This window comes from Streptomyces sp. NPDC002851 (assembly GCF_053591935.1).
Genome location: NZ_JBSFUT010000026.1, coordinates 96,154 through 112,879, shown reverse-complemented (window position 1 = coordinate 112,879; position 16,726 = coordinate 96,154). Strand labels below are relative to the sequence as shown.

Genomic DNA, 16,726 nt, shown 5'->3' with positions numbered 1-16,726 from the left:
TTGGGGAGTACGCGCGCGTGGTGTTCGGTCGGTACGCGCGCGTGGGCGCCCATCCCCGCGAGTGAAAGCCGAACCGGAGGCCCCCTCACCACCTGCGGGTTCCCGACCGGGGCACGGGGTCCGTCGCACACCGGGTCCCTGACCTCGTATGGTCGTGTCCGTGTTGGAGGAGATGCGGATACGGTCGCTCGGAGTCATCGACGACGCGGTCGTCGAGCTGTCACCCGGCTTCACCGCCGTGACCGGCGAGACCGGCGCGGGCAAGACGATGGTGGTCACCAGCCTGGGTCTGCTGCTCGGCGGGCGCGCCGACCCCGCCCTGGTGCGGATCGGCGCGAAGTCGGCGGTGGTGGAGGGCCGGGTCACGGTGCCCCCGGACGCCGCGGCCGTGGTGCGCGCCGAGGAGGCCGGGGCCGAACTCGACGACGGCGCCCTGCTCATCAGCCGTACGGTCTCCGCCGAGGGCCGCTCACGCGCCCACCTGGGCGGCCGCTCCGTGCCGGTCGGCCTGCTCGGCGAACTCGCCGACGACCTCGTGGCCGTGCACGGCCAGACCGACCAGCAGGGCCTGCTCAAGCCCGCCCGGCAGCGCGGGGCGCTCGACCGGTACGCGGGTGACGCGGTCGCCGTACCGCTGGCCAAGTACACCGCCGCGTACCGCCGCCTGCGCGCGGTCGCGACGGAGCTGGACGAGCTGACCACGCGCGCGCGGGAACGCGCCCAGGAGGCCGATCTGCTCCGCTTCGGCCTCGACGAGATCGCCGCGGTCGAGCCGCGCGCGGGCGAGGACGCCGAACTCGCCGCCGAGGCCGAACGGCTCGGCCACGCCGAGGCCCTCGCCTCCGCCGCGAGCGCCGCGCACGGCGCGCTGGCCGGGAACCCCGAGGACCCCGAGGCGGTCGACGCGGGCACGCTCGTCGGCGCCGCGCAGCGCGCCCTGGACGCGGTCCGCGCACACGACCCGGCCCTGGCGGGACTCGCCGAACGCCTCGGCGAGGTGGGCATCCTGCTCTCCGACGTGGCGGGCGAGCTCGCCGGGTACGCGGACAACCTGGACGCCGACCCGCTGCGGCTCGCGGCGGTCGAGGAGCGGCGCGCGGACCTGACGGCGCTGACCCGGAAGTACGGCGAGGACATCAATGCCGTACTCGCCTGGGCCGAACAGAGCGCCGCCCGGCTCACCGAACTCGACGGCGACGACGACCGGATCACCGAGCTGACCACCGAGCGGGACGCGCTCAGCGCCGAACTCGCCGGTCTCGCCCAGGCGTTGACGGACGCCCGGACGGAGGCCGCCGAGCGGTTCGCGGCGGCCGTCACCGCCGAGCTCGCCTCGCTCGCCATGCCGCACGCGCGCGTGAGCATCGATATCCGGCAGACCGAGGTGGCCGAGGACGCGGACGGCGTCGAGGTCGGCGGCCGCCGGGTCGCGTACACGGCAAGCGGCGTCGACGAGGTGGAGCTGCTGCTCGCCCCGCACCCCGGGGCCCCGCCCCGGCCGATCGCGAAGGGTGCGTCGGGCGGTGAGCTGTCCCGCGTGATGCTGGCGGTCGAGGTGGTGTTCGCGGGCTCCGACCCGGTGCCGACGTACCTCTTCGACGAGGTCGACGCGGGCGTCGGCGGCAAGGCGGCCGTCGAGGTGGGCCGCCGCCTGGCCAGGCTCGCCCGGTCCGCGCAGGTCGTCGTGGTCACGCACCTGCCGCAGGTGGCGGCCTTCGCCGACCGGCAGCTCCTGGTCGAGAAGACCAACGACGGCTCGGTCACGCGCTCCGGCGTGCAGGTCCTTGAGGGCGAGGACCGGGTACGGGAGCTGTCCCGGATGCTCGCGGGCCAGGAGGACTCGGAGACGGCCCGGGCCCATGCGGAGGAACTGCTCGCGGCGGCCCGTACGGACGGCTGACCCGCGGAACGCTTGCGTAGGTTCGGCGGATGAGTGTGCAGACAGTGGGCGTGTGGGTCGGACGGCCGTCGGCCGTATTTCTGGAGGCACTTGGGGCCGCCAGAGCCGGGTACGAGCTGCTGCGGCGCTCCGCGCCCGGCGGCCGGGACCGCTGGGAGCGCAAGAACTACGCCGGACGCACCGTGAACCTCTGCGCCGGGCCCGCGGCCGTCGCGGGTGCCGCCCTCGGCGCCGCGGCCGCGCGCAGCACACCGGCACGCGCGCGTGCGGCGGCCGTTCTCGCGGTGACCGCCGCGGGGGTCTGTGGCGGCTACGACGACGTGGCGGCCGCCGGTGACCCACGCCGCGGCTTCCGCGCCCACCTGTCGGCGCTGCGCCGGGGCGAGGTGACCAGCGGCTCGGTCAAGCTCTTCGGCATAGGGGCGGCGGGTCTCGCTGCCGGGGCTCTACTGAAGGAGCGCCCGCTCGACCGGCTGCTGGCGGGTGTCGTCGTCGCGGGATCCGCGCATCTCGTCAACCTGGTGGACGTACGCCCGGGAAGGGCTAACGCGGCCGGGGTGCCCGCGGCGGGCTTTCTTCCCCAGTCCCGCCCCTTCCCGTAACTGGGGGCTTCGCCCCCAGACCCCCGTCTCCGCCCTGAACGGGCGTCGTCCTCAAACGCCGGACGGGCTGATGAGTGAGCCTGGTTCCGGACGGGTGGGGAAGACGGGGTCAATCAAGCCCCTCCGGCGTTTGAGGAGCGGGGGTGCAGGGGGCAGAGCCCCCTTGCTTACGGGAAGGGGCGGGACTGGGGAAGAAGCCCCCAGGTGCGGCAACCGAGCCGACGGTACGGATCGTGATCCGTAAGACACAGAAGCGCGAACGCTCACCCGTGTGGGTGGTCCGCCAGGTCTTCGTCCCGGCCCGACACGGCCTCGTAACCGCGGCGGTGCCGGAACGTCCGTGCGGACTGGCATCCTTGGCGGGGCGTGTCACACACCCGTACGCGGTCCCGCAGCGCATGCCGCCCCCGTCCCGCCCGTCGCCGATCCAGGAACCCAGGAGCCCCGGCCACGTGACCCAGGTGAGCAGCCCACCTCCGCAGGGACAGCCGCCGCTGCGCACCGTGCAGGTACTCGGCGGCGGCAGCGCGGGCAGCAGTGTGCACGTCCGCTCGCTGACCGCCGGGCTCGTCGCCCGCGGCGTGCGGGTCACCGTGTGCGCGCCCGCCGCGCTCGACGAGCCGTACGACTTCACCGGCGCCGGGGCGCGCTTCGTGCCCGTGCCGCGCCGCAGTGACCCGGCGTCGGTGGCCTCCCTGCGCGCGGCCTGCGCCGACGCGGACGTGGTGCACGCGCACGGGTTGCACGCCGCCGTCCGCTCCTCGCTCGCGCTGCGCGGCAGCCGCGGCCGGACCGTGGGGCGGCGCACCCCGCTCGTCGTCACCTGGCACACCCGGGCCTGCGCCGAGGGCGCGCGGGCGCAGGCGCTGCGGCTCGTCGAGCGGCGCGTCGCCCGGGCCTCGGCCGTCGTCCTCGGCACCTCGTCGGAGCTGGTCGACCGGGCCCGCACCCGCGGCGCCCGGGACGCCCGCCTGGCCCCCATCGCGTTCCCGGCGCCGCGCCGCGCCGAACCGCCGGGGCTCATGGACGCCGACCGCCTGCGGCACAAGGCCCGGGCCGAACTCGGCGCCGTCGACCGCCCGTTGCTGCTCGCCGTTGGATCCCTCGACCCGCACCGGGGCTACGGCACCCTGCTCGACGCCACGCACGCGTGGTGCCGCCTCGACCCGGTGCCGCTCCTCGTCATCGCGGGTGAGGGTCCTGAGCGGGGGGTGCTACAGCGCCGTATCGACCTGGAGGGGCTGCCGGTACGCCTGGCCGGGCGCCGTGACGACGTGCCGGACCTGCTCGCCGCGGCCGACCTCGCGGTGCTGCCGAGCCGCTGGGAGTCCCGTCCGGTCCTGGCCCACGAGGCGCTGCACGCCGGGGTCCCGCTCGTCGCGACCGCGGTCGGCGGCATCCCCGAACTGGTCGGCGAGGGCGCGGAACTCGTCCCGTACGGCGATGCGAAGACCCTGGCCGCGGCGGTCACGGGACTCCTCGCCGACCCGGCGCGACGGGCGCGGCTTCGCGCCAAGGGGTTCGCGCAGGCGGCGAGTTGGCCGACCGAGGACGCGACGGTGGCGCAGATCCTGAGCGTGTACGACGAGCTGACCCAGTCGTTCGCACGCTGAGCCTCCGAGGGCGGAACGCGTTGTGCCGACCACGTCCGTCCCGCGCCGTCGGCCAGGGTGCCGGCTGTGTCGATCTGCGGCTGACGCCGCGTGAGGGGGCTGCGCCCCAAGACCCCCTTGGTCGGCCTGAACGGCCTCGTCCTCAAACGCCGGACGGGCTTGTTCGCTACGGCACCAACCGCCGCGCCCGCAGCGCCAAGCTCAGCGCGAGGACCGTCTGTGGGTCGTCCAGGTCCGTGCCGAGGAGCTCCGCGATCCGGCCGAGCCGGTTGTAGAGCGTCTGTCGGTTGAGATGCAGCTCGCGCGCCGTCTCCGCCTTCCGTCCCGCATGCGTCAGATACGTCTCCAGGGTGGGCAGGAGCGGCGACTTGGACCGTCGGTCGTGCTCCCGCAGCGGGCCGATCGCCCGCTCCACGAAGGCCGCGAGCGCGGTGCCGTCGTCGTGGTGGCGAAGGCGCCACAGAAGGAGTTCCGTGTCGAGACGGCGGGCGTCGTACCAGGGCCGGTCGGTGAGGCCCTGCGCCGCCGTGGCCGTCTCGGCGGCGTGCCGGAGCCCCGCCGACGCCGCCGCCCAGCCGCCCGCGACGCCCACCACCACGACCGGCGGCTGCACCCCGGCGCCGTGCAGCCCCGCCCGCTCCGCGCCGGTCCGCAGCGCCGCCGCCACCCGGTCCGCGACAGCCGTACGCTCCGACTCCGAGCGCAGCCCGAGCAGCAGCGGAACCCGACCCTCCACCGGGCGGACGCCGAGCAGCGTCGGCACGCCCACCGCGGCCAGCTCCTCGGCGACGGCGCGCGCGAGGACCGCGAGTGCGCCGCCGGGGGAGCGGCTCACGGTGCCGTCGGGCAGCCGCATCACCACCGGGAGCAGCGGGCCGTCTCCCGGCTTGAACCCGAGGACGCGGGCCTGGGCCGGGGCGTCCTCCGCGGTGATGCGGCCCTCCGCGAGGTCGGTCAGGAAGTCGCCGCGGCCGCGGGCCGCCAGCTCCTCCTCCTGCCGGGCCTGCATCAGGACGACGGCGAGGCTGCCCGCGGCGCGCTCGGCCGCGATCCGGTGCACCGGCTGAAGTGGCGCCGACACCGGGAGCAGCACGATCCGGGCCCGCACGGATGTGGGCGCGTACGCCCCGAAGGACCCGCGCCCCCCGGAGGGGCCACCGTTTCCGGCCGTCCCGTCCTCTGTACCGGACGTATCGGAATCGGACCCGCCGAATCCGCCGAATCCGCCGAATCCGCCGGACCCGACTGGCCCGACCGGTCCGACTCCGGGGAGCCCCGGGCCGCCGACCGTGCCGGAGCCCGTCCCGGCACCCGTCGTCGTCCCGCCCGGTCCCGGTGCCCCGGGCCCGCCGCCCGGTACGTCCACGAGTACGGCCCCGGCCGGCGGCCCCTCTTCGCGTGACCGTCCGCCCCGCAGCCCCTCCCAGACCTGGAGCGGGTCGACGCCCGGGGCCGACCCCGGACCGCCCGCCGCACCGGCCCCGGCGCCGCGGGCCGCGCCGCCCGGCTCCGGTGCCCCGGCGGCGTACAGGAGCTGCCCGTCCGCCGTCTCCAGGAACACCGGGTTGCCGCTGAATTCCGCGAGGATCGCGAGGACCTGCGGCACACCACCGCCGCCGAGCAGCGCCTCCGTGCACCGCCGGTGCACCTCTTCGGCCTGCTGAAGGAGCGCGTAGTGGCCGTTGACGATCTCGGTGTGCACCTCTTCGGTGACGGCCACGAAGGGCACCTCGCGGTGCAGCTGCACCAGCGGGAGCCCGGCCGACCTGGCCGTGTCCACGATCGCCGCGGGCAGCCGGGCGAACCGTGGCCCCAGCTCGACCACCAGGGCCGCGATCCGCCGCTCGGCGAGCTTGCGGATGAAGGCCCGCTGATCGGCGGGCCGGGTGCCGAGTCCGAGGCCCGTGGTGAGCAGCAGTTCGCCGCCCTTCAGTAGGGACGCGATATTGGGCACCTCGCCCGCGTGCACCCAGCGGACCGTGCGCTGCAGCCGGTCGGCGCCCGTGACGACTTCCGGGAGGCCGCCGCGCAGTCCGGGAAGCTCAAGGGCGCGCTGCACCGTGATACCGGCCTGGGGGCTGTGCGTGTCCATCCTTCGAACGCTACTCGCGTGCGTGTTCCAGGACCATCTCCGGGCGATTACGGGCGTGATCCACGGCCCTGCCGGGACGACAACTCGTCGCCCGCACACGGCAATTGTGCGACCTCCTGTCGGTTGTGGCCTGCGTCACCCGGGGGCCAGGCTGCCCGGCCATGAGTGCAACCTCCCAGGAACCCAGCAGAGCCACCGGCGGCGCCCCGGACCGCCCGCCGGTCGACCGCCTCAAGGCCAACTCCGTCGGATTGGTCGGCGTCGTCTTCATGGCCGTGGCCACCGCCGCCCCGATCACCGCGATGACCGGCAACGTGCCCATCGCCGTCGGCTTCGGCAACGGCACCGGCGCCCCCGCGGGCTATCTCTTCGCCACTCTTGTACTGACCGTTTTCTCCGTCGGCTACGTCGCCATGGCGAAGCGGATCACCGCCGCCGGTGCCTTCTACGGCTATATCTCGCACGGCCTGGGCCGGGCCGCGGGCATGGCTTCCGGGATGCTCGCGGTCCTCGCGTACGTCGTCTTCGAGGCGTCGATCGTCGGCGTCTTCTCGTACTTCGCGAAGACCACCGTCGCCGATCAGCTCGGCGTGGACCTGCACTGGACGGTGTACGCGGCGCTGATGCTCGCGGTCACCGGCGTCCTCGCGTTCTTCGACATCCACCTCACCGCCCGCGCGCTCGGCATCGTCCTGGTCGCCGAGATAGCGGTGCTCTTCGGGGTGGCCATGGCGGTCGTGGTGAACGGCGGCGGCCCGGACGGCATCCCCCTGGAGCCGGTCAATCCCGGCAACGCCTTCACCGGGGCGTCGGCCGGGCTCGGCCTGTTCTTCGCGTTCTGGTCGTGGGTGGGCTTCGAGTCCACCGCCATGTACGGGGAGGAGTCCCGCAGCCCGAAGCGGATCATCCCCAAGGCCACCCTCGTCGCGGTCGTCGGCGTCGGCCTCTTCTACATCTTCGTGTCCTGGATGACCCTCGCCGGTAACGGTCTGGACGAGTCGGTCCGTCTCGCCACTTCCGACAACCCGTTGGACGTGTTCTTCGCCCCGACGCGCACCTTCATCGGCGACTGGGCCGTGACCGCGTTCCAATGGCTGCTGCTCACCGGCTCGTTCGCCTGCGGCATGGCCTTCCACCAGTGCGCCGCGCGCTATCTGTACGCCGTCGGGCGCGAGGGCTTCCTGCACCGGGCCCTCGGCCGTACGCACCCGAAGCACGGCTCCCCGTACATCGCGTCCTGCGTGCAGAGCGCCATCGCGGTCACGCTCGTCGCCCTGTTCTGGGCCACCGGCCAGGACCCGTACATCCACCTCTACACGCTGCTCGCGATCCTCGGCACGATGGCGATCCTCATCGTGCAGACGCTCTGCTCGTTCGCCGTCATCGGCTACTTCCGCCACCACCACCCCGAGGACCGGCACTGGTTCCGTACCTTCACGGCGCCACTGCTCGGCGGCATCGGCATGACCGCCGTGGTCGTCCTGCTGCTGCTCAACATGGAGACCGCGGCAGGCACCGCCGCCGACTCGGTCTTCTTCCGCCTGATCCCGTGGATCGTCGGCACGGTCTTCTTCGGCGGGCTCGCCCTGGCCCTGTACCTGCGGGCCAAGCGGCCGGAGAGCTACGAGGTCATCGGCCGGATCGTCCTGGAGGACGCCCAGGAACGCACCGAGGAACCCGTCGATCCGGCCCCCGCCCACCCCTGATCGGTCACTACAGCCTGATCGGTCACTACAGAAGGAGAGCAGTCCATGGCACGCACCCGCCCCATGCACCTCCTCAAGCGCCTCGCCGCCGACCACGCCGACGCGGAACGCCTCCGCATCCCCGTCGCCGACCTGCGCGGCCTGCGCGCCGAAGCCGCCGCCGAGCCCCCGTCCGGCAGCAGCCGCCGCGCCCTGCTCAAGCGCGCGGCCGCCGTCGGCCTCGCGGCGGGCGTCGGCGGCGCCGCGTACAACAGAAGTACGGCCCCCGCCCAGGCCGCACCCACACCCACACCCACACCCACACCCGCACCCGCACGCGCGCGTGCCGACGCCCGCATAGCCGTCGTCGGCGCCGGCATCGCGGGCCTGACCGCCGCGCTCACGCTCAAGGACGCGGGCCTGAACTGCACCCTGTACGAGGCGAATCCGGACCGCGTCGGCGGCCGCATCTGGACCCAACGCGACCACTGGGCGTACGGCCAGAGCTCCGAGATCGGCGGCGAGCTGATCGACACCGGCCACAAGAAGATGCTGGAACTGGCCCGCCGATTCGGCCTGAAGGTCGAGGACTTCGCGGCCGCGGGCCCCAACGGCGCCGAGGAAATCCTCTGGTTCGACGGCACCTACTACCCGCGCTCCCAGGCCGACGAGGACTTCAAGGGCGTCTACCAGGCGCTACGAAGCGACCTCCAGAAGGCGGGCGAGGTGATGTGGAACCAGACCACCGAACACGGCACGCTCCTGGACCACATGAGCATCCGCGAGTGGATCGAGTCCCGCGTCCCCGGCGGCTTCGCCTCGCCACTCGGCCAGTTCTTCGACGTCGCGTACAACATCGAATACGGCCTCGACACCCCCGAGCAGTCCTCGCTCGCCCTCGTGCTGCTCATGGGCTACCAGCCCAATCCGGGCCACTTCAACATCTGGGGCCTGTCCGACGAGCGCTACCACATCACCGGCGGCAACGATCAGCTCCCGAACGCCATCGCCGCCGAACTCGCCGATGGCACCCTGCGCCCGGGCTGGTCCCTCCAAGCGGTGCGCGCGGGCGCCGACGGTACCCAGACCCTGACCTTCGACGACTCCGGCAGCACCCGCACCGTCACCGCCGACCACACGATCCTGTGCCTGCCGCTGCCGGTCCTGCAGCGCCTCGACCTGTCCGCGGCCGCCTTCGACACCCGCATGACGAACCTGCTGCGCGCCGCCCGCATGGGCACCTGCACCAAGCTCAACATGCAGTTCACCGACCGCCCCTGGCGCGGCACCGGCCCCTGGCCCGGCGTCGGTGCGGGCGACACCTTCACTGGTGACGAGCTGCAGCAGCTCTGGGACACCACCAAGGCACAGCCCGGCAGCGGCGGCATCATGATCCAGTTCAACAGCGGCAGCCTCGCCGCGGGCCTGACCCCCGGCACCCCGTTCGCCACCGAATCCGACCCGTACGTCAAGGAGTTGGCGGCCACCCGCCTCACCGGCGTCGACCGGATCTACCCCGGCACAAGGGCCGCCTGGACCGGCCGGGCCCAGCTCTCCGCCTGGCACCGCGACCCGTACGCCCTGGGCGCCTACTCCAGCTGGCCCGTCGGCTACGTCAGCCGCTACGCCAACTACGAGGGCACCGCCCAGGGCAACATTCACCTCGCCGGTGAGCACTGCGCGTACGACTTCCAGGGCTTCATGGAAGGCGGCGCGACGGAAGGCGAACGCGCCGCCCGCGAGGTGATCGAGAAGCTCGGCTGACCGCCGTAGAACCGGCTAGCCGCCGTACGCCCCCGAAGCCGTCAGCCGCAGTGCCGTGTCGATCAGCGGCACGTGGCTGAACGCCTGCGGAAAGTTCCCGACCTGGCGCTGCAGCCGCGGATCCCACTCCTCGGCGAGCAGCCCCAGGTCGTTCCGGAGCGAGAGCAGCCGCTCGAAGAGCTGCCGCGCCTCGTCCACGCGCCCGATCATCGCCAGATCGTCCGCGAGCCAGAACGAGCAGGCCAGGAACGCCCCTTCGTCACCCTCCAGGCCGTCCACGCCCGCGTGCTCGCCGGAGGTCGGGTAGCGCAGCACGAAGCCGTCCGGGGTGGACAGCTCCCGCTGGATCGCCTCGATGGTGCCGACCACCCGCTTGTCGTCCGGCGGCAGAAAGCCCACCTGCGGAATGAGCAGCAGCGAGGCGTCCAGCTCCTTGGAGCCGTACGACTGCGTGAAGGTGTTGCGCTCCGGGTCGTAGCCCTTCTCGCACACGTCCCGGTGGATGTCGTCGCGCAGCTCGCGCCACTTCTCGATCGGGCCGTCCGCGTCGCCCGACTCGATCAGCTTGATGGTGCGGTCCACGGCGACCCAGGCCATCACCTTGGAGTGCACGAAGTGCCGACGCGGGCCGCGCACCTCCCAGATGCCCTCGTCCGGCTGCTCCCAGTGCGTCTCCAGGTAGCGGATCAGCTTGAGCTGAAGCAGTGAGGCGTAGTCGTTGCGGGTGAGCCCCGTCATATGGGCCAGGTGCAGGGCCTCGGTGACCTCGCCGTACACATCGAGCTGGAGCTGGTGCGCGGCGCCGTTGCCGACCCGTACGGGTGTGGAGTTCTCGTACCCCGGCAGCCAGTCGAGCTCGGCCTCGCCCAGCTCACGCTCGCCCGCGATGCCGTACATGATCTGGAGGTTCTCCGGGTCGCCCGCGACCGCGCGGAGCAGCCACTCGCGCCAGGCCCGGGCCTCTTCGCGGTAGCCGGTGCGCAGCAGCGAGGAGAGGGTGATCGCGGCGTCGCGCAGCCAGGTGAACCGGTAGTCCCAGTTCCGCGAACCGCCGATGTCCTCCGGCAGCGAGGTGGTCGGCGCCGCCACGATGCCGCCGGTCGGTGCGTAGGTCAGCGCCTTCAGCGTGATCAGGGAGCGGACCACCGCGTCCCGGTAGGGCCCGTGGTACGTGCAGTGCTCGATCCAGTCGCGCCAGAAGTCCTGGGTCGCCTCCAGGGCGCCTTCCGGGTCGGGCAGCGGCGGCGGCTCCTGGTGCGAGGGCTGCCAGCTGAGGGTGAAGGTGATCCGGTCCCCGGGGGCGACGGAGAAGTCCGAGTACGTCGTGAGGTCCTTGCCGTACGTCTCCGCGGGCGTGTCCAGCCACACCGAGTCCGGCCCGGCCACCGCGACCGTACGACCGTCGACCTTGTGCACCCAGGGCACGACGCGGCCGTAGCTGAACCGCATCCGCAGCGCCGAGCGCACCGGTACGCGCCCGCTGACCCCCTCGACGATGCGCACGAGCTGGGGTGCGGCGCCCTCGCGCGGCGGCATGAAGTCGGTGACCCGGATCGTGCCGCGCCCGGTGTCCCACTCGGACTCCAGGACCAGGGAGTCGCCCCGGTAGCTGCGACGGGTGGCCGCGGGCGGCTCGCTGCCGTTCCCGTTCCCGTTCGCCGGGCCGAGCCGCCAGAAGCCGTGCTCCCCGGTGCCGAGCAGGCCCGCGAAGATGGCGTGTGAGTCGAAGCGGGGCAGGCAGAGCCAGTCGATCGTGCCGTCTCTGCAGACCAGAGCAGCGGTCTGCATATCGCCGATGAGTGCGTAATCTTCGATGCGCCCGGCCACGTACATCTCCAGTCGAACGGCCACGTCCGCCCCGCAGGGCGCTTGCACTGCAGTCAAGGGTCGTTGACGAGCTTGGTGTTCCGGTCGGGCGGGGATGGTGCCTTGCGCCGGGCCCGGCTCGGCAGCGAGCGTCCGAGCAGGATACGACGCACCCTGGTGATCCGCGCACCCGTCTTGGCAACGCGTTTGCGCTTTACGGGTGAGCGTCAAGTGAAGGCGGTCGGACAGTGACATGGCCGCCACGGAACGTGCGGACGGAGCGGCGCGAGCGCGGGCGGGCGCAGCCCCCTCATCCCGCTGATACCCTGGTGGCCCGTGGACCGGTGGGCAACCGCGACAGACCGCCGCCCCCCCGAACCGCAGCGACGGCACCCCCGAAGCTCCGGGCCGGACGCCGGTACGCACCACCACCTCGCGACCACGGGAGCCCCCTCTTGGCCATGCCGCCCAAAGCCACGACGACCAAGCACATCTTCGTCACCGGGGGTGTCGCCTCCTCCCTCGGCAAGGGCCTGACCGCCTCCAGCCTGGGCCAGCTCCTCAAGGCGCGGGGCCTTCGGGTCACGATGCAGAAGCTCGACCCGTACCTGAACGTCGACCCGGGCACGATGAACCCGTTCCAGCACGGTGAGGTGTTCGTCACCAACGACGGCGCCGAGACCGACCTGGACATCGGCCACTACGAGCGCTTCCTCGACGTCGACCTCGACGGCTCGGCCAACGTCACCACCGGCCAGGTCTACTCGCAGGTCATCGCCAAGGAGCGGCGCGGCGAGTACCTCGGTGACACCGTGCAGGTCATCCCGCACATCACCAACGAGATCAAGCACCGCATCCGCCGCATGGCCACCGACGACGTCGACGTGGTCATCACCGAGGTCGGCGGCACGGTCGGCGACATCGAGTCCCTTCCGTTCCTGGAGACGGTCCGCCAGGTCCGCCACGAGGTCGGCCGCGACAACGTCTTCGTCGTGCACATCTCGCTGCTCCCGTACATCGGCCCGTCCGGCGAGCTGAAGACCAAGCCGACCCAGCACTCGGTGGCCGCGCTGCGGAACATCGGTATCCAGCCCGACGCCATCGTGCTGCGCGCCGACCGCGAGGTGCCGACCTCCATCAAGCGCAAGATCTCGCTGATGTGCGACGTCGACGAGGCCGCCGTGGTCGCCGCCATCGACGCCAAGTCGATCTACGACATCCCGAAGGTCCTGCACACCGAGGGCCTGGACGCCTATGTCGTACGCAAGCTGGACCTGCCGTTCCGCGATGTGAACTGGACCCAGTGGGACGACCTGCTCGACCGGGTGCACAACCCGAACCACGAGATCACCATCGCCCTGGTCGGCAAGTACATCGACCTGCCCGACGCCTACCTCTCGGTCACCGAGGCGCTGCGCGCCGGCGGCTTCGCGAACAAGGCCCGGGTCAAGGTCAAGTGGGTCGCCTCGGACGACTGCAAGACCCCGGCGGGCGCGGCCAAGCAGCTCGGCGACGTCGACGCGATCCTCGTCCCCGGCGGCTTCGGCGACCGCGGCGTGAACGGCAAGGTCGGCGCCATCACGTACGCCCGTGAGAACAAGGTGCCGCTGCTCGGCATCTGCCTGGGCCTGCAGTGCATCGTCATCGAGGCGGCCCGCAACCTGCTCGGCATCCAGGAGGCCAACTCCACCGAGTTCGACGCGGCGGCCGCGCACCCGGTGGTCTCCACCATGGCCGAGCAGCTCGACATCGTCGCCGGTGAGGGCGACATGGGCGGCACCATGCGGCTCGGCATGTACCCGGCCAAGCTCGCCGAGGGCTCCATCGTGCGCGAGGTGTACGACGGCAAGGAGTACGTGGAGGAGCGCCACCGGCACCGCTACGAGGTCAACAACTCGTACCGCTCGGAGCTGGAGAAGAACGCGGGGCTCCAGTTCTCCGGCACGTCCCCGGACAACAAGCTCGTCGAGTACGTCGAGTACCCGCGTGACGTCCACCCCTACCTGGTCGCCACCCAGGCCCACCCGGAGCTGCGCTCCCGCCCGACCCGCCCGCACCCGCTCTTCGCGGGCCTGGTGAAGGCGGCCGTCGAGCGGCAGCAGCAGGTAGAGAAGCCCGCGGCCAAGGGCAAGTCGGGCAAGTAAGACACGAGAGATACGGTTGCCGGGGTGCGGGCCTTGCGGTCCGTGCCCCGGCTTTCGTGTGGGAGGACACAGTTCATGACGATCAAGGACACCGCCGAGGAGTGGCGGATCGAGGCCACGGCCACCCCGTTCACCGGCAACAAGACCAGCGTCCGCACCGACGACGTGGTCATGCCGGACGGCTCGGTCGTCCGCCGCGACTACCAGGTCCACCCCGGCTCGGTCGCCGTCCTCGCCCTGGACGACCAGGGCCGCGCCCTGGTGATCCGCCAGTACCGGCACCCCGTGCGGCACAAGCTCTGGGAGATCCCGGCCGGACTGCTCGACGTACCCGGCGAGAATCCGCTGCACGCCGCCCAGCGCGAGCTGTACGAGGAGGCGCACGTCAAGGCCGAGGACTGGCGGGTCCTCACCGATGTCTTCACCACCCCCGGCGGCTGTGACGAAGCCGTGCGGATCTTCCTCGCCCGTGACCTCTCGGAGGCCGAGGGGGAGCGCTTCGAGGTCTCCGAGGAGGAGGCCGACATGGAGCTCGCGCGGGTGCCCGTGGACGAGCTCGTACGCGGTGTGCTCGCCGGAGAGCTGCACAACAACTGCCTGGTAGTCGGCGTCCTTTCGCTCATCGCGGCCCAGCAGGGCGACGGTCTCGACGCCCTCCGCCCGGCCCAGGCGCCGTGGCCCGCGCGGCCGTTCGAGGCCTGATGGTGTGTCACACCGGCCGGATGGCCCTCGACCGGTGTGACGATCTACTGATCCGATCGAGGGATCCCGCGGGCCCGCTCGCCCCGGAACACCGCAGGTCCTGAACTACGCTCAGAGTCCCCCCGACCGCAGCCGCGGTCGGGCTCTGTGCGCAGCTGAACGGGAGCGTGGCCCGTGACGGATCAGGCGGTGGACATCCAGGCGCCCTCGCCCGTGGCGGAGGACGCACCCGGTGCGGTGCGCCCCGAGGGGAACCCGGAGTTCGTCGGCCGGCAGCGGGAGTTGAAGGAACTGCGGGCGGATATCTCCCGCACCGGCCTGGACACCCTCGTCGGCCGCACGCCGCCCCGCGCCCGCGTCCTGCTGATCGCCGGACGCCCCGGCTCCGGCCGCACCGCGCTCGCCGAGGAGCTGACCCGTCAGCTCCGCGACGGCTACCCGGACGGCGTGCTGCGCGCCCGCCTCACCGAGCCCGACGGAACCTTGGTGCCCACCGAGCGCACCGCGCGGGAGCTGCTCGCCCTGCTCGGCGTCGCGGTCGCGCCCGGCGCCGCGGAGGACGAGCTGACCGAGGTGCTGCGGGAGGCGCTCGCGGTACGCCGGGCCGTGCTCCTTCTCGACGGGGCCGCCACCGCGGAGCAGGTCGAACCGTTGCTTCCGGATGCCCCGAAGTGCCTGGTCGTCGCCACCGCCGAGGGGCCGCTCACCGGCATGACGGACGTACGGCCGTGCACCCTCGGCGGCCTCGACACCAAGTCCGCCCTCGAGCTGCTCAGCGCGTACACCGGATCCGTGCGCGTCACCGTCGACCCGCGCGCCGCCGAGCACCTCGCCGAGCTGTGCGCCCACCAGCCCGCCGCCCTGGTCCTGGCCGGTGGCTGGCTCGCGGACCGGCCCAAGGCCTCCGTCGCCTCGCTCGCCAAGCTGCTGCACAACCGGCCCGAGCACGAGGGCGTCGGGGGCGTCGGGGGCGTCGCGGGCTCCGGCGGCGGCAAGGGCCCACTCGGGGGCCTCGGCAGCTTCGGCAGCATCGCCAGGGTGTTCCGCTTCGTGTACGACGCACTGCCCGCGCCCGCCGCGCGGATACTGCGCCTGCTCAGCCTGGCCCCCGTGGGCCTCGCCGACCCGCACACCGCGTCCGCCCTGGCCGGATGCTCGATCTCCGCGGCCCGCACCATCCTCGACGACTTCGCCGCGCTCGGCCTGCTGCGCCGCGTGCCCGGGCCGCTGCCCCAGTACGAGGTGCCCGGCTGTCTCCTTCCGCTTCTGCGCGGGCTCGCGGAGACCCAGGACCGGCCCGGCGAGCTGCAGTTGGCGCGCGCCCGGATGCTGGAGCGCACCGTGCGGCTGCTGCAGTCCTGCCGCGCCGTCACCGAGCCGGAGGGCTCCCCGGCCCGCAAGCGCCTGGCCGGGTTGCCGCGCGCGCTGCGGTTCCCGAGCCCGGACGCGGCCGCCGAGTGGCTGCACCTGCGCCGACCCGCGCTGCTCGCCTCGGCCCGGCTCGCGGTCGCCGACGGGGAGCTCGACACCCTGGCCCGGCGCCTGATGGCCGCGCTGACCCGGGCCCTGGTCGCACACGACGGCACCGAGGCGGCCGCGCCCGAGCTGTACGGCATCCACCGCCTGGTCCTGGACGTCGCCGAGCGCCGCGACCTGCCCCGCGAGCAGGCCGCCGCGCTGCTCAACCTCGGCGACCTCGACGCCGGTACCGGCCGTACCCGCGAGGCCCTCGAGCGCTACCGGGCCGCCCTCGACGCGGCGCGCGCGGCCCGTGACCCGTACGCCACCGGTCGCGCGATGGAATCCGTGGGCGGCGCCTACCAGGAGCTGGGGGACTGGCCGCGGGCCGCCGACTGGTTCGGGCGCGCCCTGAGCGAGCGGCTCGCCCGCGGGGAGCGGCTCGACGCCGCCCGCCTGTACGGCCGGATCGGCACCGCCCACACCTACGCGGGCCGCTACGGCGAGGCGCTGCGCAACTGGCGCTCCGCGGTCACCGGCTACCGCAAGGCCGGGGACATCCCGGCGCACGCCCGGGCGCTGAGCGAGATGGCCCGGGTCCAGGAGTACGCGGGCCGCCCCGAGGAATGCCTGCGCACCTGCCGCGAGGCCGTGGACTGGGCGCGCGAGGCGCAGGACGTACGGCTGCTCGCGGCGCTCCAGCTGCGTCTGGCCGACACCCTCGACCGGCTCGGCGACCCCGCCGCCGCCGGGCTGCACCGGGCCGCCGCCGAGCGCATGCTGGGAGCGGAGCTCACCGAACACGGCGGGAGCACCGGACCTTCGGAGATCGTCGACGCCCCCAACACGGCCTGGACCAGGGAGAAGCCAGCCGGAGGAACCCCCTCCACCTACGAAATCCGCAGTGCATCCGACAAAGATTGATGCATTGAAAGGCTAGACAGCGAATAATCCTTCATT

Annotated in this window: 9 protein-coding genes and 1 pseudogene; 8 read left to right on the top strand and 2 right to left on the bottom strand. The window is 72.9% G+C overall.

Features of this window, described 5'->3' with window-relative positions; genetic code table 11:
- Window positions 1–148 precede the first annotated feature (148 nt).
- The 3 genes and pseudogenes from recN to ACWD10_RS25535 all read left to right on the top strand — a co-directional run bounded on the left by recN (window position 149) and on the right by ACWD10_RS25535 (window position 4,115).
- Window positions 149–1,900: a DNA repair protein RecN gene (recN, locus tag ACWD10_RS25545; RefSeq protein ID WP_451094807.1), complete on the top strand. Its 1,752-nt coding sequence runs from the start codon at window positions 149–151 to the stop codon at window positions 1,898–1,900.
- Between the two features lie 29 nt (window positions 1,901–1,929).
- A pseudogene (locus tag ACWD10_RS25540) lies at window positions 1,930–2,454 on the top strand (hypothetical protein); the annotation flags it as partial.
- Between the two features lie 500 nt (window positions 2,455–2,954).
- Complete coding sequence (locus ACWD10_RS25535) at window positions 2,955–4,115, top strand: glycosyltransferase family 4 protein (protein ID WP_451094805.1); 1,161 nt, start codon at window positions 2,955–2,957, stop codon at window positions 4,113–4,115.
- A gap of 166 nt (window positions 4,116–4,281) precedes the next feature.
- On the opposite strand, the gene ACWD10_RS25530 is transcribed toward ACWD10_RS25535, so the two are convergent.
- Window positions 4,282–6,207 (bottom strand): PucR family transcriptional regulator, encoded by a 1,926-nt coding sequence (locus ACWD10_RS25530; protein ID WP_451094803.1) that lies wholly within the window; start codon window positions 6,205–6,207, stop codon window positions 4,282–4,284.
- A gap of 161 nt (window positions 6,208–6,368) precedes the next feature.
- Between ACWD10_RS25530 and ACWD10_RS25525 the strand changes: the two genes are divergently transcribed.
- Together ACWD10_RS25525 and ACWD10_RS25520 are read left to right on the top strand one after the other, a co-directional pair.
- Window positions 6,369–7,913: an APC family permease gene (locus ACWD10_RS25525; protein ID WP_451094801.1), complete on the top strand. Its 1,545-nt coding sequence runs from the start codon at window positions 6,369–6,371 to the stop codon at window positions 7,911–7,913.
- Window positions 7,914–7,958: 45 nt separating this feature from the next.
- Window positions 7,959–9,656 carry a flavin monoamine oxidase family protein gene (locus ACWD10_RS25520; RefSeq protein ID WP_451094799.1) on the top strand — a complete coding sequence of 566 codons (1,698 nt, stop codon included), beginning with the start codon at window positions 7,959–7,961 and terminating at the stop codon, window positions 9,654–9,656.
- A gap of 15 nt (window positions 9,657–9,671) precedes the next feature.
- Here the strand turns inward: ACWD10_RS25520 and ACWD10_RS25515 are convergent, their stop codons facing one another.
- Window positions 9,672–11,489 (bottom strand): glycoside hydrolase family 15 protein, encoded by a 1,818-nt coding sequence (locus ACWD10_RS25515; protein WP_451094841.1) that lies wholly within the window; start codon window positions 11,487–11,489, stop codon window positions 9,672–9,674.
- A 434-nt stretch (window positions 11,490–11,923) separates the two neighbouring features.
- On the opposite strand from ACWD10_RS25515, the gene ACWD10_RS25510 reads away from it, so the two are divergent.
- From ACWD10_RS25510 to ACWD10_RS25500, 3 genes are all read left to right on the top strand, one after another.
- Entirely contained in the window at window positions 11,924–13,606 is a 1,683-nt protein-coding gene (locus tag ACWD10_RS25510; protein WP_451094797.1) for a CTP synthase, read from the top strand.
- Between the two features lie 75 nt (window positions 13,607–13,681).
- Entirely contained in the window at window positions 13,682–14,308 is a 627-nt protein-coding gene (locus ACWD10_RS25505; protein ID WP_451094795.1) for an NUDIX domain-containing protein, read from the top strand.
- A 174-nt stretch (window positions 14,309–14,482) separates the two neighbouring features.
- Window positions 14,483–16,690, top strand: coding sequence for a tetratricopeptide repeat protein (locus ACWD10_RS25500; protein WP_451094793.1), 2,208 nt, complete (start codon window positions 14,483–14,485; stop codon window positions 16,688–16,690).
- The last annotated feature ends 36 nt before the right edge of the window (window positions 16,691–16,726 follow it).

Bases quoted from the DNA above. Each gene is read 5' to 3' on its own strand.
- recN (WP_451094807.1), top strand. From the start codon at position 149: ATGGTCGTGTCCGTGTTGGAGGAGATGCGGATACGGTCGCTCGGAGTC.
- ACWD10_RS25530 (WP_451094803.1), bottom strand. From the start codon at position 6,207: ATGGACACGCACAGCCCCCAGGCCGGTATCACGGTGCAGCGCGCCCTT.
- ACWD10_RS25525 (WP_451094801.1), top strand. From the start codon at position 6,369: ATGAGTGCAACCTCCCAGGAACCCAGCAGAGCCACCGGCGGCGCCCCG.
- ACWD10_RS25520 (WP_451094799.1), top strand. From the start codon at position 7,959: ATGGCACGCACCCGCCCCATGCACCTCCTCAAGCGCCTCGCCGCCGAC.
- ACWD10_RS25515 (WP_451094841.1), bottom strand. From the start codon at position 11,489: ATGTACGTGGCCGGGCGCATCGAAGATTACGCACTCATCGGCGATATG.
- ACWD10_RS25510 (WP_451094797.1), top strand. From the start codon at position 11,924: ATGCCGCCCAAAGCCACGACGACCAAGCACATCTTCGTCACCGGGGGT.
- ACWD10_RS25505 (WP_451094795.1), top strand. From the start codon at position 13,682: ATGACGATCAAGGACACCGCCGAGGAGTGGCGGATCGAGGCCACGGCC.